The sequence below is a fragment of the Citrobacter sp. 50677481 genome (assembly GCF_001463265.1).
In the GTDB taxonomy this organism is placed as follows: Bacteria; Pseudomonadota; Gammaproteobacteria; order Enterobacterales; family Enterobacteriaceae; genus Citrobacter_A; species Citrobacter_A sedlakii.
This window is the reverse complement of record NZ_LNHZ01000053.1, coordinates 37,085-58,796: the sequence shown is the minus strand read 5'-3', so window position 1 is coordinate 58,796 and position 21,712 is coordinate 37,085. Positions and strand designations below refer to the sequence as shown.

Here is a 21,712-nt window from a genome sequence, read left to right as displayed (position 1 = left end):
CGGCAACGCCCGCGTGGAGGCCAGCGTCAGCAATGCGGCAGGTAACAGCGCATCGGCCACCCACGACTACAGCGTGGATACGGACGCGCCGGTGATCGCCATCAGCACCATCGCCGCAGACGATATCCTGAACGCGGCGGAACAGCAGCAGCCGCTGACCGTGCAGGGCAACACCAGTGCAGAAGCGGGGCAGACCGTAACGGTAACGCTGAATGGTGCTAATTACACCGCGCAGGTGCAGGCGAACGGCACCTGGAGCGTCACCGTGCCTGCCACCGATCTGGCCGGGTTAAGCGACGGTCCGCTGACGGTTTCCGCTGTCGTCAGCGACAAGGCGGGAAATGAAAGTCAGGCTGCCCATAATCTGACGGTGGATGCCAGCGCGCCGGTTATTACCGTCAATACGGTGGCGGGCGACAACATCATCAACAGTGGCGAGCAACGAGCCGGACAGACCCTCAGCGGCACCACAACTGCCGAACCGGGACAGACGGTAACCCTGACCTTTAACGGGCACACGTATCAGACGACGGTAGATACCAGCGGCAACTGGTCGCTATTCGTCCCGGCGGGCGATTTTACCGGCCTGACGGACGGTAACTATGTCATCTCCGTCACCGTTAACGACGCGGCGGGTAATGCAGGTAACGTCACGCACAACGTTATCCTGAACGGTGATGTGCCGACTATCGCCATTGATGCCATCAGCACCGATGATGTGATCAATGCCGCAGAGCAAGGTGCTCCGTTGACTCTCAGCGGTACGACGGACGCGCCTGCCGGTCAGACGGTGACCATCACGCTTAACGGCAATCGCTATACCGCGGTGGTCGACAGCAACGGACAGTGGAGCTGCGTAGTGAGCAGCGTCGACGTCGCCGCGCTGGCGGACGGCACGGCGTATACGGTGAATGCGCAGGTCAGCAATACCATTGGCAACAGCGCCAGCGCCGATCGGGTAATGAACGTCGATCTGACCGCGCCAGCCCAGATCATCAACATTGATGCCGTGCAGGGCGACAGCGGCCTGAGCGGCAGCGATTTCATTACTAACAGCAATCTGGTGGTACTGGACGGCTCGCTCAGCGCATCGCTCGCCAGTGGCGAAACCGCGCAGATCAGTCTTGATGGCGGGACAACCTGGATCGATCTGTTGGTGAACGGCACACAGTGGTCTTACGCCGATGGTCGTAGCCTGGCGGACGGCGGTTATCTGTACATTGTGCGAGTGATTGATGCGGCGGGTAACGTCGGATCGGTCGACAGCCAGTCGGTGCGGGTAGACACCACGCCGCCAGCCGTAACGCTGATCTCTGTTGATGCGATCACCCAGGATACCGGGCTGTCGACAAGCGATTACATTACGCATGACAACCAGATTTCCCTGCAAGGCTCGCTGAATGCGGCGATCGCCAGCGGTGAACATGTGCAGATCAGCCTTGATGGCGGCAACACCTGGACTGACGTCAGCGTCAGCGGACTGAGTTGGTCGTTTGCCGACGGGCGCACGCTCGCCGACGGCGATTATATTTATCAGCTGCGCGTGATCGACCAGGCGGGTAACGTCAGCGCGACCACCAGCCAGACGGTGACCGTGGATACTCTGGTACCGGACGCGACGAAAACCATCGTCTTTGACAGCATTACGGACGACAGTGGTCTGAGCAATAGTGACTTTATTACGAAAGACACCTCGCTCAGTCTGCAGGGATCGCTGGGCGCGACGCTGGCACCGGGCGAGATCGTCCAGATCAGCCTCGATGGCGGCGCCACCTGGCAGAACGTTACGGTGATTGGCAATAGCTGGTCGTTTGCCGATGGGCGTACGCTGGGCGAAGGCGTTCATGATTACTGGGTCCGCGTGATCGACACCGCCGGAAACATTGGCGCGACCGCGCACCAGCAGGTGTCCGTCGATCTGACCCCGCCGGACAGCGCGATCACGGTCAGCATCGACAGTATCTCTACGGATACTGGTTACAGCAGCAGCGACTTCCTGACCAACGATACCTCGCTGACCCTCAGCGGCTCCCTTGGCGCGCCGCTTGCCGCAGGCGATCGCGTACAGATTAGCGTCGATAACGGCCTGAACTGGCATGATGTCGTGACGAACGGCAACAGTTGGCATTATGTCGATTCGCGCACGCTGCCGGAAGGCGATCAGACTTACCAGGTCCGCGTTGTCGATGTGGCGGGCAACGTGGGCGCGACAACGAACCAGGTTGTCACCGTCGATCTGACCGCATCCACCAACGCGGCGAATATCCACAGTTATACCGACGACGTTGCCTCTTCACGCGGCGAGTTTGCGGCAGGCACCACAACCGACGATCGTATGCCGGTGCTGAACGGCACGCTGACGACAGGTCTGCTGACCGGGGAAATGGTGCGTATTTACCGCGCCGACGGCACACTGGTCGGCGAAGCGGACGTCAACGGCACCGACTGGACGTTCCAGTTGAACGAACCGTTGGTTGACGGCGAAAAAGGGGAGTTCTATGCGGTTGTCGTCGATGCCGCTGGCAACGAAGGCGCGCAGTCGCCGGTATTTGATTTCACTGTCGACCTCAAAATGTATGCCGATACCCAGAATACGCTGGATACCACACCGATTATTACAGGGCGCGTGGACTTTGAAATCCTGCCGGGCGAATACGTGGAGGTGACGATCAATAACGTCGTGTACAGCTCACGCAACGGCGCGGTGGTCATTGACCCGAAAAACAGCACCTGGTACGTGCAGCTCCCGGACAGCGACGCGCTGGCGCTGGGCACTTACGACGTGAAGGCCGCGCTGTTTAAAGCCGATGGCACGGAGATTACCCATGACGACACCACCGGTGAGCTGACGGTTTCGCCAACGCCGTCCATCACCTTTACGTCATCCGCGGCCTCTTCGGAAGATACCGGGACCGCGCTAACCCTGGGCGAAGATGGGACGTGGCGTATCCTCAGTAACTCGACGGTCTTTACCCAGAACGCGACGGATTCGACTACCCTGGGCTCGTTTGACTCGGTGGCGATCAGCGGACCAGATCGTCAGCAGCAGTCGTCGTTTATCGATTTCGACCGCGATGGCCTGATGGATATTCTCGGCGCGGACACCAGCTATGCCAACGGACAGCAGTCGTTCAAATACAACGCCGACGGCAGCTATACCGCCTTCCAGGTGGGCGCTTATGGCGTGTCGGGCCAGACTAACGATCCGAACGGCAACGTCTACGGCTGGTACGGCGGCGCAATGGGGATCGATATCAACGGCGACGGCTATGTGGATATGGTCTACGGCGATGAAACGCCGAACGACTCTGAAGGACGGGGCGGCTATGACTCCGGGTTTGTACTCAACACCGACGGCACCGTGATGGGGTTTGATAAGACCGGCGCTTATGTCTATACCAATAACTCGCAGGACGGCGTGGCTTCGACCAATGGCGGTAACCCGACGCCGGACCGTGAAGTATCGGGCGTTGACCTGAACAACGACGGTTACGTGGACATTACCTATCACGCAACCTCAGGCACCAGTACGACTTCGGCCGGAGGCTCCAGTAGCTCCAACTCCCGTCTGGCGATCGTAACCAACGGCGTGGATGCTAACGGCAATATGACGCTGACCAATACCCAACTGATCACGGATGTGTTCAACGGGGATAACGCATCCGATAACCATTACACCACGCTAACCTGGTCCGATCTGAATGGCGATGGCTATATGGATCTGTTTGTTGCCGGGTTGACCGCCAAAGGCGGCGCCACCAGCGCCATCTTCTATAACGACGGCACCGGCAAACTCACCGCGGCGGCCAACGGCGCGGGCGTAGGGTCAAACGTGCAGACGCTGGGCGACAGCGTGAACAGTATGTCCTCGCTGGCGGTGGACTGGAACGGCGATGGCCGGATGGATCTGATCGAAATCGCCGGAGCGGCGGGATCGACCATCGCCACCAATACCAGCAACGTGGGGCTGCTGTGGACCAACAACGGCGTGAACGGCAGCAACCAGGTTGACTGGTCTTCTCAGACTTTGCTAACCGGCGCGAACCAAGGCAGCACCAACATCACCACTGGCGCGTTGACGCTGGACCTGGATTATGACGGCGACAAGGATCTGGTGGTGTTCCGCGCCGCGGGCGGTAAAACGGAATACATCGAGAACACGAGTACCATCAGCAACGGCACGAGCATGATTTTGCGTATTGCCGATGCCAACGGGATTAACGCCTTCTATGGCAATACCGTGCTGTTGGTGGATGAGAGCACCGGCAAGGTGGTCAGCTCGCAGGTGATTAACCCGCAGGGCGGCGTGAACATGAACGACTCGTCTGGTCTGGTCTACTTCTACGGTCTGGACGCCAGTAAGTCGTACAGCGCGGTGCTGCTGGCGAACGGTCAGGATTACGGCGGCGTGTCGTCGGCGACGTTTGACGCTTCCGGCGTAGTGAACACGGTTGAAAACGTCAACGCTTCCTGGGGCGGCCTGACGGCGGTGGAGAAGAACCATGCGTACGTCCTGACAGCGGAAGACGGCGCGTCAGCGACGAATAGCGCACTGGCGGCGACCGACGGCAGCAATACCGTGGGAATTGTTGGTACCGGCTACAACGATACGCTGAACGCTACCGCGGGCACCCATATCTATAACGGCGGCGGCGGTAGTCGCGTCGTGTCGGATGTGGACGTCTGGACTGCACAGGGCGGGATGGATGTGGTGGATTACACGCTGGCGGGCAGCGCTGCGCTGAACATCGATCTCAGCAACGGCGCGATGCAGAACACCGGTTTTGGTCAGGCACAGTTCGTCAACATTGAAGGGATTGCCGGAGGCAACGGTGACGATGTCTTTACCGGCAGCACCGGCGAAAACGTCTTCAACGGGCGCGGCGGTAACGATACTTTCAATATTGGCAACGGCGGACACGATACCCTGTTGTACAAGCTGATCAACGCCTCAGACGCCACTGGCGGCAACGGCAGCGACGTGGTCAACGGCTTTACCGTCGGCACCTGGGAAGGGACGGCGGATACCGATCGTATCGACCTGCGCGAACTGTTATCCGGCAGCGGCTACACCGGCAGCGGGTCAGCCACCTACGTCAACAGCGTCGCGACGCTGGATGCCCAGGCGGGGAATATCGAAGACTACGTCCGCGTGGTGCAGAACGGCAGCAACACCGAAATTCATGTGGATCTTGACGGTGCGGGCGGGGTCTCCGCCTCTACCACCGTGGTCACCCTGAACGGCGTACAAACCGACCTCGCCACCCTGCTGGCAAACCATCAGTTGGTGATTATGTAATAACCGACGTCCGGGGGAATCGCTTCCCCCGGCACACTTCGCGGTAAATACGCACTAGACTAAAAAATGAACAGCGCAGAGTGGATAACAGGTTTATCGCGCTGCGGCAGAAACGAGTATGAGCACACAATCCGTTATTCCTCACGCAATTCCGTTACGGCGCAATGTCGCAGAACAGGAACAGAATGCTATGAACACGCAGTCGCAATATGAACCCTGGTTACAGGCTATGATCGGCGTGGCGCAACATTATCGTCTCGACTACTCGCAGGAGCATGTTCGGGTGTCGATAAACTATGAAACTGACTCCCCGCGCGAGCTGGTGTTAAAAGATATGGCGCGCCAACTGGGGCTGGGTTTGCGCAGGGTCGCAGCGAAAGTCTCGCATCTCGATCCGTGGCGTCTGCCGCTGATTGCGGAATTTAGCGAAGGGCAAATCGCCGTCATTACCCGCATGGACAACGACGGGAATATCAGCCTGCAGTTCAGCGGCGATGAAGGGCTGGAAACCGTATTACCGCGCGATGAATTAAGCGCGCGACTGAAAGCGTTATTTATTTTACGTCCGCTGGAATCCACGCCTGACGCGCGCGTTGATGATTACATTAAGCCGTATAAGAAAAACTGGTTCTGGCAGTTGGCGTTAAAAGACTGGCCTCGCTATATCGACATTATGGTGGTTGCGCTGGTGGCGAACGTGCTGGCGCTCTCTGGCATGATTTTTTCGATGCAGGTTTACGACCGCGTAGTGCCCTCGCAGTCTGAAACTACCCTGTGGGTGCTGTTTGGCGGGGTAATGCTGGCGATCCTGTTTGAATTTATTATGCGTATGCTGCGCGTCTATATTTCTGACGTGGTGGGCAAGCGGGCCGACTTGCGTATTTCAGAGCGCATTTTTGCTCATGCGATGCGGATTAAGAACGGCGCGCGATCCAAATCCACCGGATCGTTTATTGCCCAGATCCGCGAACTGGAGTCGGTGCGTGAGCTGATCACCTCTACCACCATCGCCGCGCTCTCCGATCTGCCCTTCTTCCTGCTGTTTGTCTTCATCTTATGGATGATTGGCGGTCCGCTGGTGCTGGTGGTGCTGATGGCGGTTCCGCTGCTGCTGATCCCCGGCCTGCTGGTGCAGCGTCCGCTGGGGCGGCTGTCCAGCGAGGGGATGCGCGAGTCGGCTATCCGTAACGCCACGCTGGTGGAAGCGGTACAGGGCATTGAAGATATCAAACTGATGCGCGCCGAACAGCGTTTTCAGAACCAGTGGAACAACACCAACTTTGTCGCCGCTGACGTCGGCATGCGCCAGCGCTGGCTGACCAGTCTGTTGCTGACCTGGACCCAGGAAGTGCAGTCCATTGTCTATGCGGTGGTGCTGCTGATTGGCTGTTATCTGGTCATTGCTGGTGATATGACCACGGGCGCGCTGGTCGGGACCTCGATTCTGGCCTCGCGCACTATCGCGCCGCTGTCGCAAATCTCCGGCGTGTTGTCGCGCTGGCAGTCGGCGAAGGTGGCGTTACAGGGGCTGGATGAGCTGATGCAGCGTCCGGTTGATGAGCCGCAGCAGGGCAAGAAAGTACATAAAGCGCACCTGCGCGGGCATTATCAACTGGAAAACGTCGCGTTTTACTACGACGAAGAAGAGAAAGTTAACGTGCTGACGGTGCCTTCGCTGAATATCAACGCCGGGGAGCGCGTGGCGCTGCTCGGTCGCAACGGCTCGGGCAAAAGTACGCTGCTGCAGGTGCTGGCGGGTATGCAGGAACCGCAGCAGGGGTCGGTGCTGCTCGACAATATCGCGCTCAATCACCTTGACCCGGCGGATCTGCGCCGCGATATGCAGTTGCTGAGCCAGCAGGCACGCCTGTTCTTTGGCTCCATCCACGACAATATTACGCTCGGTAACCCCACGGCGACCGATGACGATATCCAGCAGGCGCTGGCGATCAGCGGCGCGCTCGAATTTGTGCGCAAGCAGAAAACCGGGCTGAACTATGTGATCAGCGAAGGCGGCGCCGGACTGTCGGGCGGACAACGTCAGGCGCTGCTGTTGGCGCGCGCGCTGCTGACGTCGCCGAATATTTTACTGCTGGATGAGCCCACTGCCTGGCTGGATGAAATTGGCGAGAGCCAGTTTATTCAGCACCTGAAGAACTGGCTGGGCAATACGCGAACGATGGTGGTGGCGACGCACCGTTTGCCGATCCTTGAACTGGTGGATCGCATTATCGTGCTGGATAACGGACGTATTGTCATGGACGGCCCGCGTGACGCCATTTTGCATAAACACGGTATGACGCCGCCGACGACAGGCAATGTGACCCGGATGCCGTCGAACAACCCAGGGAGAGCGTAAAATGCGCGATGTAAACCGTTTTAACAGTCGCCTAAGCGAGCCAAAACTGCCGCGCTCTTCCCTGATCGTCTGGTTCCTGTTTGCCCTGCTGGCGGCGTTTGTCGCCTGGGCGAGCTACTTTCATCTGGATGAAGTAACCACCGGCAGCGGCAAAGTGGTGCCATCGTCCCACGAGCAGGAGATCCAGTCGCTGGAAGGCGGCATTATCTACAAACTGCACGTGCGTGAAGGCGACATTGTGGAAAAAGGGCAAGTCCTGGCGCAGCTCGACCGGACGAAAACCGAGTCCGGCGTGCAGGAGAGCGAATCGAAACTGCATGCGGCGCTGGCGACCTCGGCGCGTTTGACGGCGGAAGTGAACGGCACCGAGCCGGTATTCCCGCCGGAGCTGAACAACGAGACGGCGCTGATAAACCAGGAGCGCGCGCTGTTTCTGTCCCGACGTGAAAGCCTGGAAAAAGGGATCCAGGGGCTGAAGCAGGGCATCGCGCTGATTGACGGCGAGCTGGCGCTCACCCAACCGCTGATCAAACAGGGCGCAGCCAGCCAGGTGGAAGTGCTGCGTCTGCGCCGGCAAAAGAATGAGATGGAAAATAAGATCGCCGAGCTGCAAACCCAGTATTACGTGCGCGCCCGTGAAGAGCTGGCGAAGGCCAACGCTGAAATCGAGACCGAGCGGTCAGTGATGCGCGGGCGGGAAGATTCGCTGACCCGCCTGACCTTTAACGCCCCCGTACGCGGCATTGTGAAAGATATCGACGTCACGACCGTGGGCGGTGTGATCGCCCCAGGCGGCAAGCTGATGAGCCTGGTGCCGTTAGACGATCAGATCCTGATTGAAACGAAAATCCTGCCGCGCGATGTTGCGTTTATCCATCCGGGACAGGAAGCGATGGTAAAGATTACCGCTTACGATTACTCCATTTATGGCGGCATCAACGGCGTGGTGACGCTCATATCGCCGGATACGATTCAGGATGAAGTCAAACGCGATCTCTACTATTACCGGGTTTACATTCGCACCAACAGCAATCAGTTAATTAATAAACAGAAAAAAGCCTTTCCGGTGTTTCCCGGCATGATTGCCACCGTGGATATCAAAACCGGCAATAAAACAGTGCTGGAGTATCTGCTGAAACCGCTGAACAAGGCGAAAGAAGCCATGCGGGAAAGATAACGACAGCCCGCAGTGGACAACGGTCCGCCGGGGAATTTCAGGGCGGACCAGCAGCTTTTTTATGTCAATGCCACTCCGCAGAGAGATGGACAGGCAAACGTGTAAAAATTCCTGTACAACGAGGGCGGTTATTTGTGCGCTTCATCAGATTCTTACCAAAAATTGGCAAATGTGTCTCTTGAAAATTGACTTAAATCAAACTGAAGGCACTTAATTTGCGTCCTTAAAAAATGTTGCCGTTTACGTCTTGTTTACCTTTCCAGCGCGACAAGCAGCAGTGGTAAGACGTCCGGGGGTAGAATATTGTGAGGCTCACTACAAAAATGATGGCGTAAGCATCGTTTAAGCCCCTCTAAAAACTCCGGTTATTCCGCGCAATGTAAACATTTATTTGAGGAGTAACTTATTGGCGAACAGGAATTTTCCACTGTCGGTCCACATTTTATCCATGCCAATTTACACCAGGCCGACGTAGAATAAAGGTCAGGGTGTAAAGGAATCGTGACGAAATAAAGGTTGCCAGTCTTCCCTTTCATTTGAAATAGCGTTCCATTTTGAGGCGATTTATTAACAATTAAATTACCTGGCTGATGAATTTTTGTGCGTTGACTTGTTTTTCCGCTAACTGCATATTCCTCTCCTGTTAAGACCACCCGCCTTCAGGAGATGACAATGCCTTCTCGCGATTATCCCGATCAACGCAAAGCCAGAGGCACGCGTTCTAAAAATATGGTTCTGTTGAGCGCCCGCGTAGAGTCAACCCTTTGGGACTATGTCCGTGCGCTGGCGCTGGAAACGCGGAAAAGTAAGCAGGATATTATTGCCGAAGCGTTAATGCTTCACCGCACCGTCCACGAAGACGATCTTAAGCACGGCGCGGAAAATTAAGCGCAGGTTTTCAGACGTTGCCTTTGCCGCTCTGCCGTTCCGTGGACTGTATTAGCGCTTTTACAAGGGGCCTGACCCTGGCCGTCGTGATGATAACGATAATGATGTGGGGATGTACCGTCATCATATTTCCTTCGCCGATTATCACCACCCATAAAATAATCACGGATTTATTCTTTCGGAACTTCTGGAATGGCTTCATCGCGTTTCGAAAATAATCCAGGCCCGCTTTTTATAACTCCGGTGATTATTTTGCGCGGCAGCGTAATAAGCGCTTTTGTTGATAAAGCTGGGCGACACTGATTAATGCGGCAATCATTAGCGCCAGCGCGCCGCAGAGCGTTGCGCGGGTAATGGCCTCTGTTCCGTTGGCGAAAAAGGTGGTTAATAGCGGGCCGAGGATCTGCCCAATACCGTAAGTCAGCGTGACAAAGCCCAACAGATTGAGATTCCCGGGCACGCTCAACTGACGGGCGAGGGTCATCACCAGCGAAGTGGTGCCCATAAAGGTCGCGCCAAAACCAATACTGCTGAGCACCAGCAGCGTCGGCGAGCCGCTGGCGAGGGTGAGAAGCACGCAGGCACCCTGAATCACCAGGTTTGCCGTCAGGCATTGCAGAACGCCCCAGCGTTTTGCGGCCCATAGCCAGCCGAAGCAGCCCGGCACAATCGAAAGGCCCACCAGCGTCCACAGGTGTACCGTTAAAAGCGGCGACCCCGCGTCTTTAGCCATCAACGGCAGATAGGTGGCAACAATAATGTAGCCGAACCCGGCAAGGCCATAGAGTATCGCCAGTAACCACCAGCGCATTGGCTGATGCTTTGCCTTAGCCAGTGGCGCGGGCGGTATCGCATGAGCGCGGGAAGGCAGCAGCAGCGCGAGCAAAACCACCAGCAGGCCGGAGAAGGCGGCGGCCCCTGTCCACAGGGTCTGCGAGGTGAGCGCCAGTTGAAGCCCGGCGATAACATACTCATTGCCCAGCGCGATGCCCACGCCGACCCCGGAAAACAGCGAGGCCACAACGAACGGATGACGGGTATGTTGCAGGATCAGCGTCGAGCCAAAAATCAGCATTCCGGCGCTGGCGACCCCGGCGAGAAAACGCGCCAGCATCACGCCGACCGGATGTGTCAGCGCCGCCATCGCCAGAATCAATATGCCGGTGGCGACGGCAGAGGTGAACAGCAGCGGGCGTAACCGTCCCGGCAGATGGAACAGACCAAAAGAGAACAGCAGGCTTCCCACCAGATAGCCCGCATAGTTGACGCTGGCGATCCACGACAGTTCGCTAAAACTAAAGCGTCCTTCAGCCAGCAGTACTGGCAGCATAGGCGTATACAAAAAGCGGCCTATGCCCATGCCGAGCGCTAAAACCATCATACCAAACAGAGCGGTGCTAAAAGAAAAACGGTCAGCGAGATGATGCGGTTGTTGGCTCATGCCGTACCCTGTGTGATGATTCGCGTGGTAAGAGTGAGAGTAACAAATTTTTAACAACCGGGTAAGGCATAATGTGAATTTAGTGTGCAGGCACTGGCGTAAAGCGGTAAAACAGATTCGGTTCGCTGACGATAAAGATCGTGTCCTGGTTGTCCATCGCAATCCCTTCCGCCTGCTGGAGAGTCTTTGCCAGCCCGTGGTGGCCCCCGGTCAACGACAGAGAGCCAATCACGTCGCCGTCCCGCGTCACCTCTTTTAGCGTTCGTGACTCATGAGAAAGGATCAACAAGGTATTATTTTGTGAATTAAACTCTGCGCCGGAAATGTCTTTTACCGCCAGATTGCGCTGCAGCGCGAGATCCCGGCTAATCGAGAGCTCATCGTTACGCAGTAATCCCCGAACCGTGTAAATCTCAATCGGTTTACGCTCCTTAAAGAACCAGAAGGTACGATCGTTTTGTGACCAGGCCAGTCCTTCAAAACCGCGGTTGGTCGGCGTGTCATGCACAGCGAACTGCACTTTTTTGACGATTTTCACCTCTGAGCGCTCATTTACGGTGATCACGTAAATGGTGTAGTTTTTCTCATCGCTCACCACGAAGGTGTCGTCGCCGACGTATTCGATCGTTTCCATATCTTGCACAAAATCGAGCGGGATGGTGCGCAATAAGTCACCATCTTTGGTCAGCTCAACAAGGGTGGCGGGTCTGTTCAGGGTGCTGAACAGGGTGTCGCTTTTTTCCGACCAGGTGAGCGAAGAGATGTTGTTTTTAATGCCAGCAATTTCTTTGCCATCAATCGTGGCGCGATAGTGCTGTAGAGAAGAGTCCGGACGTTCGGCATCGGCCATCGCCCCGGTAAGGAGCGTGTAGCCCATTGCGGCGATAACCCCTGCAAACACGACAAACCCGGCCACGGGGCGTTTTAACAGCCAGACAATCCTTTTCATAAGCGATCTTTCCCTGAACGACGAACAGACGTCCAGTATTAGACAGAGATCTTAACGACTTCTTAACCGCCAAACGGATCGCTTTGAGACGGCATCGCTAGAGGATCTTTTTCAGATCCATCTCCTCCTGAATCCGTTCATTCCACGCAAGGTGAGTGCGGATCGCCTCTTCAATGCCGGCGTTGTAGAAGGCGGGACCCAGTTTATCGATAATAAAATCGATAAAAAACTCAGCGTCGAACTGCTCCAGGTGGGGATCGAACTGATCGCGGCAGTAGCGCTCCAGCTCGTCGCGCAAGCGCTCGCGCTCCGCTGCGGAAAGAGTGAGATCAGCCATAGTATTTCCTTAAAAGCCCATCAGGGCCGGGGCGTGGGATAACAGATAAAGCACCAGCCCAATGGTACCACCGACCAGGGTGCCGTTGACGCGGATAAACTGCAAATCTTTGCCGATATTCAGTTCAATCTGCCGCGACATATCGCGCGGGTCCCAGCTTTTTACCGTGTCGCTGATGTGGCGGGTCAGAAAGCTGGCGAACTCTGGGGCAACCCGATGCGCAGCCTGTTCCAGATGGCCATTAAGCGACGCGCGCAGCGCATCGTCGGCAATCAGCGTTTCGCCAAACCACTGGCCAGCATTGGCGATCCGCTGTTTGACGCGCGAATCGTCGGCGTTGATATCGTTCTTCAGCCACTGGCGCAGATCCGCCCACAGCTCGCCCAGATAGCGGTTAAAGGCTTCATCTTCCTTCAGGTACTCTTTAATGCTTTCGGCGCGATCCGCCATTTCCGGATCGTTTTTCAGCTTATCGATAAGTTTGAATGTGGCGCGATCGAAAGCATGGCGGATCTGGTGAGCGCGATCCTGGCTGATGTCATCCAGTAGCGAATTCACCGCGTCAGAAACCAGTTCGGCGCTGTGCTCGCCGAGCCATTCGGTCGGCAGAATTTTCGCTTTCAGCGGATGCTCGGTTTCCAGCCAGCGCACGATCTGCTGGGCGATAAACCGGCGTGAGCTGTCGCGTTGCAGCAGGGCGATAAGCTGGGCGATCAGCGTGTCGAGCAGCACCTGGTGACGATCGTTTTTGGTCATGCTTTCCAGCATCAGGGCGCTGGTACCGGAGAGATCCACCTTGTCGATGGCTTTATGTACCGCGCGTTTCAGCAGGCGCTGAATGCGGGCGTCGTCGGTCAGTTCCAGAAAACCGCTCATGATCTGCAATAAATGCAGGCCGACCCGCTGGGCATTGTCCGGCTGGCTAAACCACTTGCCGATCAACAGCGCCGGTTCGTGGCGGCGGATCAACGCCACCAGCGACTGAGTATCGAGGAATTTTTCCTGGACGAACTGGCCGAGATTCTCGCCAATGCGATCTTTATTGCGTGGGATGATCGCCGTATAGCGCGAGATAAACGGCAGCGGCACGCGGCGAAACAGCGCCACGACCGCGAACCAGTCCGCCAGCGCGCCGACCATCGCCGCTTCGGCAATGGCCTTGATTCCGCTAACCCAGAAACCGGGAGGCAGAAAAAGCGTGACCACAAAAGTGCTGGCGGCGATCAGCAGCAACGAGAGCGCCAGCAGTTTGGCGCGTTTAAGTTCAGCGATTTTATTCATACGCTTAAGGATAGAGGCAGACAGTGGGATTGTGCAACGCGTACTCAGCCCGGGATCCAGTTGTCCCAGGCCGGAAGAGCGCCGAGTTCCGCCACCAGAAAATCGATAAACGATCGTACCTTTGGGTTACTGTATTTGCTGGGGAAATAAAGCGCGTACAGGGTGTGCGTTTCGCAGGCGATCGTACCGTCGAGCATCAGCGGGGTGATTTCTTCTTTCTGGATATGATCGCCAATCAGGTAGGTGGGCAGATACGCCACGCCCTGATCTTCCAGCACCGATTTCAGCAGCACCAGACTGCTGTTGGCCTGAATCGGCATATGCAGTTTGAGCTGATGCAGCCGATCCTGCTCGTCGGCGACCTTTACGGTTGGCGTCAGGCCGGGGTAAACCAGACAGTCATGATCCACCAGATCGGCGCGCCGCAGCGGCATCCCTTTTTTGGCGAGATAGCCCGGTGAGGCGCACCAGGCCCAGCGGATCGGCACCAGCTTGCGCATCGCATAGTTTTGCGGCGGTGCGGTGGAGATGCGCAGCGCAATATCAAAGTCAGTATCGTTCAGGTTGATGAAATTATCGTTGAGATCGATATACAGATTCACGTCGGGAAACTGGGTGCGGTATTTATCCACCAGATTGACCAGCCGGGAATAACCAAAGGCAATAGAGCAGGTAATGCGTAATTCCCCCTGAGGATTGTGATAATAGCCAGAGGTGGTATTCAACGTTTCATCAAATTCTTTCAGTAATTTATTGGCGCGATTAAATAAATAGTGTCCTGCGTCGGTCAGGGTAATACTGCGGGTGGTGCGCTTAATTAAGGTCGTTCCTAATGTATCTTCCATTGCCGCCAGACTTTTACTTACCGCCGACGGCGAAACGTTAAGCTGCGCCGCCGCTTCAGATAAGCCGCCACAGTCGACAATCCGGACAAAAAACTCTAAATGCTTGAGTGAAATGGGCGCGCTCATTGTTTCCTTTAATTCACAAGTGATTTGCAAAAACGGTACGAATATGCCGTTACATTCCTTTCTGAAACATGCAACTATTGAATCACAGGAAACAACGTGCTGACAAAATGAAAAAATAACAACTTAAGTGAGTCAGGTCACAAAATAATAAGGAGGAAAAATCGGAACCCCATCAAATTGTGAATTTACTCTCATTTTATATTCTATTTTAATGAAAGGTGCCTCGTATGTGGTCACGACTCGAACCCTATAAATCGTCAATTATCTTATTACTCGCACTGGTGGCCGGCGGCGTATTCGGTATTTATGCCCCCGCGGTTGCCAGTCAACTTCAGCCAATAGGTCAGATTTTCCTGAACCTGCTGTTTATGATTATTGTTCCGCTGGTTGGCATTAGCGTGATGTCTTCTATTGCCAGCATGACCGACCTGAAGCGTCTGGGGCGCATTATGGCGGTTATTTTTATCGTCTCTATTGCGATGGCGTTTATACCCGCGGCAGGGATCGTCGCTCTGGCGCTGTGGTACAACCCGGCGCAGGGCGTCACTATCGATCTGTCTCAGTCCGTGCAGGCGGGCAGCGGCAAGATGGATTTTGTCAGTATGATCACCACCAATGATTTTATCGGCCTGTTTTCCAAGTCGAATATTCTGGCGTTGATCGTCATGGCGATCGTTGCCGGGATCGCTATCGGTCAGTCGGAGCAGGCCGGTAAGCGCATCGCGTCGCTGCTGGAAGACGCCAACACGGTGATCATGAAGATCGTGTCGATCATTATGAAGGTCGCGCCGGTCGGGCTTGGCTGCTACTTCGCGGCGACGATGGCCAGTCAGGACGCCGACTTGTTGCTGACCTTCGCCCGGGCAATTGGCCTGTTTATGGTCGCCACCCTGGTGTATTACGTCTTTGGCTCAATACTCTATTCGTACATCGGCGGGGGCGTTCCGGCGGTAAAAGCCTTCTGGCGCCACGCCATTGAGCCTTCCGTGACCGCGCTGGGCACCTGTTCCTCGCTGGGCACGTTACCGGTGACCCTGCGCGCGGGCAAGGCGATGGGCATTAATCCGGAAATTGTTGATGTCTCCGTGCCGCTGTTGGTCAACCTGAACAAGGGCGGCGTGGCGATGATTGCGGCGCTGAAGATTGTCTTTATCTATTCAGTACTGGGGATGGAATTTACCACCGAGACCTTCTTTTTGACCATGCTGATTGCCGTGCTGTCGGCGATTATCGTTGGCGGCGTGCCGGGTGGGGCGTTTCTCGGCGAGATCTTTATCGTCACCACGCTGGGACTGCCGATGGAGGCAATTCCGATGCTGGTGGTGCTTGGTACCATTACCGATGCTCCGGCAACGCTGATTAACGTCATTCACGATTTAAACGCGACGCAGATTGTTGAGCGCTTCGCGGGAAAGAAACAGGCCAGTGTCGGGATTAACCCTGACACGGCGACGGTATAAGTTTGCGTACGGATGAAGGATAAAAAATATGAAAGATTCAATGAAGCTTGAAACGCAGTTAATCATCGCCGGACGCGATAAGCGCTATACCCAGGGAGCGGTGAACCCGGTGATCCAGCGGGCCTCCTCGCTGGTGTTTGATACCGTCAAAGACAAAAAATTCGCCACTGCCAATCGCGCCAACGGCGAACTGTTTTACGGGCGTCGCGGCACGTATACTCACTTCGCCTTTCAGAAGGCGATGAGCGAACTGGAGGGCGGCGTCGGCTGCGCGCTCTATCCGTGCGGCGCGGCGGCGGTGACCAATGCGATCCTCGCCTTTGTACAGGGGGGCGATCATCTGTTGATGACCGGCGCGGCGTATGAGCCGACCCAGGATTTCTGCAATAAGATCCTCAGTAAATTCAATGTCGAAACCACCTATTACGATCCTATGATCGGCGCGGGCATTGCCGAACTGATCCGGCCGGAAACCAAAGTGGTGTTTCTTGAATCACCCAGTTCGATCACCATGGAAGTGCAGGATGTTCCGGGGATGGTAAAAGCGATCCGCGCGGTGAACCCGGAGATCGTCATTATGATCGACAACACCTGGGCGGCTGGCGTGTTGTTTAAGGCGCTGGACTATGGTGTGGACATTTCGATTCAGGCAGGAACCAAGTACACCATCGGTCATTCAGACGGTATGCTGGGTACGGCGGTGTCCAACGCCCGCTGCTGGGAGCGCCTGCGTGAGAATTCGTATCTGATGGGGCAGACGCTGGATGCAGATACCGCTTATAACGGCAGCCGCGGCCTGCGTACGCTGTCGGTCCGCCTGAAGCAGCATCAGGAGAGCAGTATTGAGATTGCCCGCTGGCTGTCGGCGCGACCGGAAGTGGCGTGCGTGAACCATCCGGCGTTGGCGGAATGCCCGGGGCACGAGTACTTTGTGCGTGACTTTAGCGGCAGCTCCGGCCTGTTCTCCTTTGTGCTAAAAAAACGCCTGTCGGACACGCAACTGGCCGCGTTCCTTGATAACTTTTCGCTGTTCCATATGGCCTACTCCTGGGGAGGCTTTGAATCGCTGATTCTGGCGAATCAGCCTGAGGAGCTAAACGGCATCCGTCCGGCAGGGGACGTGGACTTCAGCGGAACGCTGGTGCGGGTGCATATCGGGCTGGAAGACGTGGGCGATTTGATTGCCGATCTCGACGCCGGATTTGCGCGCATCGCGTAAAGTGATTCCCTTGCCGGATGGCGCTGACGTTTAACTCACCTGCGAACCCTGTCGGTTGGTTAAGGGGTCTGCACCGCCATCCGGCTTGCTTTATTTCTCAAGCGCCAGCTCGGTTTCGCCATGCTGGCGCACGCGATGGAGTAAACCTCGTAGCGTGAATACGACCACCACGCCTGCCGCTACCGCCAGCAGGTGAAACGGGATTCGCCCGCCGTTAAACCACAACCAGCGGCCAACCTCGACGGAGACGGCCATCACCAGCAGAATCACCATATTCAGCGACGCCGAGACCGTGCCCTTGGGCAGATTGTTGGTAAACAACGTAAAGCGGAACAGCGTCGGGAAGATCATTCCAATACCAAACGCGTACAGGCTGGTGCCGATCACCGACCACAGCCAGACGTGCGGCCAGAGCAGGTTTCCGGCAATCAACACCGCGAGTCCGCTAAGCTGGATAGGCACCGCGCGCCAGATAAAGCGGGGATCGGTGGGATCGTTAACAAAGCGCGCGACGATGGCGTTGGCGACGATCACTGCGCCGAACACCGGCACCTGCGCCCAGGCAAACTGCGAGGTGGTCATGCCGCCAGCGTCGATCAGGATCACCGGCGAAACGGCAACCCAGCTCATCATCGGGATATAACTGAGCGACAGCGTCGCGGCGCCCGCGAGGAACACACGATTGCGGAACACATCGCGGAAGTCGCGCAGCACACTGACCGCGCTGAACGGCACCGCGCCGCGCTTGACCGTTTCCGGCATGGTCAGCAACAGGCCAATAAATGCAAGAAAGCCCATCACGCCGATAATACCAAACAGCGCTTTCCAGTGGACAAAGTGCATCAGCGCCGCTCCGGAAAGCGGGCCGATAATAGGCGCCACAAGAACGATAGAGGTGATAATCGCCATCAATTTAATGCCTTTCGTCTGACCGAAGGCTTCCTGAACCGTGACGTAGCCGACCGTCGCGATAAAGCAAATGCTGGTGCCCTGTACCACGCGCGCGATCAGAAACTGCGTCATGGTGGTGGTGAACAGCGTGGCGGTACAGGCGAGGGCGAAGATCAGCGCGCCGGTAATCAACACCGGCCTGCGGCCAATGCGATCCGAAAGCGGCCCCAGCAACCATTGCAACACCATACCGCCGGTCAGATAAAGGCTGACCGCCGCGGGCGCAAGGCTGACGTCGGCGTTAAAATCGCGCACGACGTTGATGATGCCAGGCTGAATCAAATCCGTCGACAGATAAGCGGCAAAGTCATACACGATCAGCGCCATCGGAAAAAACAGCGACGTGGCGTGTCGTGAGAAAAAGTGAGAAATCCGTGACATCGTAAACGCACTCCATGTGGAACAACCCATAGCGGGAACAACGAAATTCAATACCGTCACAGGGACATCAGGCAGAGAACGGGCGCAAACAGACTGCGGATGGACTGAATTTCATGTAATCAAAAGCGCTGTCCGCGAATAAACACAGACAGGAAAACACCACTGACTCACGTCAGAAAGTGTGTCGATTACAGATGACATTCAGCACATCACACCTCGGGAAAAGTAAGTTGAGTGGAAAATATACACATTAAGTGTAATTAAAATTTGACGGTAATCAAAAGAGTTTTGCGGGTTAATTCGGCGTAGCGACAATCAGCGGCCAGATAAACCGTCCGACAATCCCCACGCCAAAAACGCACAAGATGGCGCCAGCGGCCCGCTCAATCCACAGTAACCCGTGGGTGAAGCGCTGCTGGACGGCTGGCAGAGCGATAACCGTGACGATCAGTATATCCCATGCCAGCACCACGCTGGTCATCCAGATGCCGCTTACCGTTTGCTGCACCAGCGTCACCCCGGGGCCAAGCAACGCTGTCATTAGCGCCAGGTAAAACAGCGCGTTCTTTGGGTTGAGCAAAGAGGAGCCCAGCCCCAGCAGCAACTGTTGGTGAAAACCCGGGTAAGCGTTTTCAGCGCCGGAACCGGACAACGCCTGCGGACGGCTTCGCAGCAGCAGGGTGCCAATCCACAGAAGATACACTGCGCCGAGCAGCTCAATGACGGTAAACAGGAGCGGCAGCTGGCGCAGGATCCCCCAGCCGACAATCGCCAGCAGGATGTACAGGCCATTGCCTGCGGCAATCCCGACACACAGCCCGGCGCTACCCCGCAATGGGTAGCGGACCGCATAGCCGACCAGTAAAAAGAAGTCGGGACCCGGACTCAGCAGCGCCACAAAATGTGCCAACGCCAGCGCGGGGAATGCCGACGGAAAGAGAACAGAGAAGCGTTCCATAGTGACCTCAGACAGTAAACCTGAGATCACCCTACCTTTTGTCCGGCGCTAATTATTGTCTGATATTGATCGCCCCGACGCATACTGACGCGGCGTGGCGGCGGTATAGCTGACAAAGGTGCGATGAAAATGACTCTGATCGGCGAATCCGCTCTGGTAACTGACGTCGGCAATCGTCTCCCCGGCGCGTAACCGCGCGCGGGCGTAACCGATGCGCGCGATGTTCAGGTAACTGCCCGGCGTCAGGCCGATATCCTGTTTAAAGGTGCGGATCAGCGTCTCTTTACGCATTTGGCACTCATGGGCTAACTCATCCAGCGACGGTGGAGAAAGCAAATCGCTTTGCAGGCGTGTCAGTAAATAGCGACTGCTGGCGCGTGGAGTATCTGTCGTGCCAATGTGCAAGGGGAGCTGGCGCAGCAGACGCTGGGCGGCGCTCGCTACCGCCGCCGTCTGCCGGCGCGCCATGAACGTGACCAGCGTAAGGTAATCGGCAAACAGCGACGGGCTGCGAATGACCGGCGCGGGGGCGACAAGGCGCGCGCTGGCGGTCACGCCAACGAATTGCGCACGGCACCAGTCTGCGTCCAGATAGAGCATATGATAGCTGCGACACTGTCCGTCTACCGGGTTGCAGCTGTGTGGCGCATCCGGCGGGATCACAATCAGATCGCCTGCCTGCAGGCGGTACTCTACACCGTGACTGACGCAACGGGTTTCTCCTTCCAGGATCGCGCCAACCGACAGTTGCGGGTGGTAATGGCGCTTGTAGGCCTGATGGCTGCGTCTGGTACTGCGTAATTCCAGCCACGGCAGTTGTTCGTCACGCCAGAATGATTGTGAAATATTTCGGGTGCGGTTCACGGTCAGCCTCTCCTGTTGATAATGATGAGTTATACCACAGGCCGGACGGCGGAAACGTCGTAATCGCCGACGTTGTGTGGTTTTTGCGTAGCGCATTCCGCGAACATGTTGCTGTTACATCTGGGGGGACTTTTTCTCTGGAGGCGTTTCGCAGAGAAGAAAAGTGGCGCATGAAACGGGGGAGGCGGCACGGTAACGTGGCGGTAAATTTTTTAGGTGACGGACCGCCATGAGCAAATCAAATACATCCACCCCGCATGACGCCGTGTTTAAGACCTTTCTGCGCCATCCGGATACCGCCCGTGATTTTCTGGATATTCACCTTCCGGCTTCGCTGCGATCGCTGTGCGATTTGCAGACGCTGAAGCTGGAGCCGACCAGTTTTATTGAAGACAATCTGCGGGCGTATTATTCAGATGTGCTGTGGTCGGTACAAACCGATGAGGGCGAGGGGTATATCTATGTGGTTATCGAGCATCAAAGCACGCCTGATGCACATATGGCATTCAGGCTGATGCGCTACGCCATCGCGGCGATGCAACAGCATTTAGACGCCGGACATAAGCGGCTGCCGCTGGTGGTGCCGATGCTGTTTTATCACGGCGCGGAAAGTCCTTATCCCTTTTCCCTGAACTGGCTGGATGACTTTGCCGATCCTGCGCTGGCGCGTGAACTGTATAGCGCCGCGTTCCCTCTGGTGGATATCACGGTGATCCCGGACGATGAAATTATGCAGCATCGGCGGATGGCGTTACTGGAGTTGGTCCAAAAGCATATTCGCAGACGCGATCTGTTGGGGCTGGTAGAACAACTGGCATCGCTACTCGTTACCGGTTGCGCTAATGACAGACAGTTGAAAGCGCTGTTTAATTATTTACAAAGACAGCACGGTTATACGCCACGGTTCAGCGTCTTTCTGGAAGAGATGGCGCAGCGGGTGCCTCAACACAAGGAGCGATTAATGACGGTTGCAGAAAGATTTCGTAATGCGATTCTCAGAAAAGGGATCCGCCAGGGCATGGAGCAGGGTAAACAGGAAGGGCTGGCCGAAGGCCAGCGCGCAGCAGCCCGGCGTATTGCCGCAATGATGCTCGCGGAGGGGATTGAACCTCCAACGGTGCAGCGTCTGACCGGGCTCTCTGCGGAAGAGATACAAAACGTAGCGCATTGAGGGGCG

15 protein-coding genes are annotated in these 21,712 nt (G+C 56.3%); 7 read left to right on the top strand and 8 right to left on the bottom strand.

The window, feature by feature from the left end; genetic code table 11:
- Window positions 1-13 precede the first annotated feature (13 nt).
- From APU02_RS14015 to APU02_RS14000, 4 genes are all read left to right on the top strand, one after another.
- Complete coding sequence (locus tag APU02_RS14015; protein ID WP_060570343.1) at window positions 14-5,299, top strand: Ig-like domain-containing protein; 5,286 nt, start codon at window positions 14-16, stop codon at window positions 5,297-5,299.
- Window positions 5,300-5,489: 190 nt separating this feature from the next.
- On the top strand, window positions 5,490-7,658 hold the full coding sequence (locus tag APU02_RS14010; RefSeq protein WP_042292362.1) for a type I secretion system permease/ATPase: 2,169 nt from the start codon (window positions 5,490-5,492) through the stop codon (window positions 7,656-7,658).
- A 1-nt stretch (window position 7,659) separates the two neighbouring features.
- Complete coding sequence (locus tag APU02_RS14005; protein ID WP_060570342.1) at window positions 7,660-8,835, top strand: HlyD family type I secretion periplasmic adaptor subunit; 1,176 nt, start codon at window positions 7,660-7,662, stop codon at window positions 8,833-8,835.
- 672 nt (window positions 8,836-9,507) lie between these two features.
- Window positions 9,508-9,723, top strand: coding sequence for a hypothetical protein (locus tag APU02_RS14000; RefSeq protein WP_042292358.1), 216 nt, complete (start codon window positions 9,508-9,510; stop codon window positions 9,721-9,723).
- A gap of 247 nt (window positions 9,724-9,970) precedes the next feature.
- Here APU02_RS14000 and APU02_RS13990 read toward each other — a convergent pair whose 3' ends face one another.
- From APU02_RS13990 to APU02_RS13970, 5 genes are all read right to left on the bottom strand, one after another.
- Complete coding sequence (locus APU02_RS13990) at window positions 9,971-11,164, bottom strand: MFS transporter (RefSeq protein ID WP_060570340.1); 1,194 nt, start codon at window positions 11,162-11,164, stop codon at window positions 9,971-9,973.
- 79 nt (window positions 11,165-11,243) lie between these two features.
- Entirely contained in the window at window positions 11,244-12,041 is a 798-nt protein-coding gene (locus APU02_RS13985) for a YjiK family protein (protein WP_239692871.1), read from the bottom strand.
- 169 nt (window positions 12,042-12,210) lie between these two features.
- On the bottom strand, window positions 12,211-12,450 hold the full coding sequence (locus APU02_RS13980) for a DUF2164 domain-containing protein (protein ID WP_060570338.1): 240 nt from the start codon (window positions 12,448-12,450) through the stop codon (window positions 12,211-12,213).
- Between the two features lie 9 nt (window positions 12,451-12,459).
- Window positions 12,460-13,731 carry a DUF445 domain-containing protein gene (locus APU02_RS13975; protein ID WP_060570337.1) on the bottom strand — a complete coding sequence of 424 codons (1,272 nt, stop codon included), beginning with the start codon at window positions 13,729-13,731 and terminating at the stop codon, window positions 12,460-12,462.
- A 44-nt stretch (window positions 13,732-13,775) separates the two neighbouring features.
- Window positions 13,776-14,702 carry a LysR family transcriptional regulator gene (locus APU02_RS13970; RefSeq protein ID WP_060570336.1) on the bottom strand — a complete coding sequence of 309 codons (927 nt, stop codon included), beginning with the start codon at window positions 14,700-14,702 and terminating at the stop codon, window positions 13,776-13,778.
- 227 nt (window positions 14,703-14,929) lie between these two features.
- Between APU02_RS13970 and APU02_RS13965 the strand changes: the two genes are divergently transcribed.
- Together APU02_RS13965 and metC are read left to right on the top strand one after the other, a co-directional pair.
- The gene (locus tag APU02_RS13965) at window positions 14,930-16,162 is read left to right on the top strand and encodes a dicarboxylate/amino acid:cation symporter (protein ID WP_060570335.1); all 1,233 of its coding nucleotides are present in this window, start codon (window positions 14,930-14,932) and stop codon (window positions 16,160-16,162) included.
- Between the two features lie 28 nt (window positions 16,163-16,190).
- Window positions 16,191-17,381, top strand: a complete 1,191-nt coding sequence (gene metC / locus APU02_RS13960; RefSeq protein WP_060570334.1) for a cystathionine beta-lyase — start codon at window positions 16,191-16,193, stop codon at window positions 17,379-17,381.
- A 90-nt stretch (window positions 17,382-17,471) separates the two neighbouring features.
- Here metC and mdtM read toward each other — a convergent pair whose 3' ends face one another.
- The 3 genes from mdtM to APU02_RS13945 form a co-directional block, all read right to left on the bottom strand.
- Window positions 17,472-18,704, bottom strand: coding sequence for a multidrug efflux MFS transporter MdtM (gene mdtM, locus APU02_RS13955; protein WP_120714896.1), 1,233 nt, complete (start codon window positions 18,702-18,704; stop codon window positions 17,472-17,474).
- Between the two features lie 304 nt (window positions 18,705-19,008).
- On the bottom strand, window positions 19,009-19,671 hold the full coding sequence (locus APU02_RS13950) for a LysE family transporter (RefSeq protein ID WP_060570332.1): 663 nt from the start codon (window positions 19,669-19,671) through the stop codon (window positions 19,009-19,011).
- A gap of 48 nt (window positions 19,672-19,719) precedes the next feature.
- Window positions 19,720-20,535: an AraC family transcriptional regulator gene (locus tag APU02_RS13945; protein ID WP_042292333.1), complete on the bottom strand. Its 816-nt coding sequence runs from the start codon at window positions 20,533-20,535 to the stop codon at window positions 19,720-19,722.
- Window positions 20,536-20,764: 229 nt separating this feature from the next.
- Between APU02_RS13945 and APU02_RS13940 the strand changes: the two genes are divergently transcribed.
- Window positions 20,765-21,706 carry an Rpn family recombination-promoting nuclease/putative transposase gene (locus APU02_RS13940; RefSeq protein WP_060570331.1) on the top strand — a complete coding sequence of 314 codons (942 nt, stop codon included), beginning with the start codon at window positions 20,765-20,767 and terminating at the stop codon, window positions 21,704-21,706.
- The last annotated feature ends 6 nt before the right edge of the window (window positions 21,707-21,712 follow it).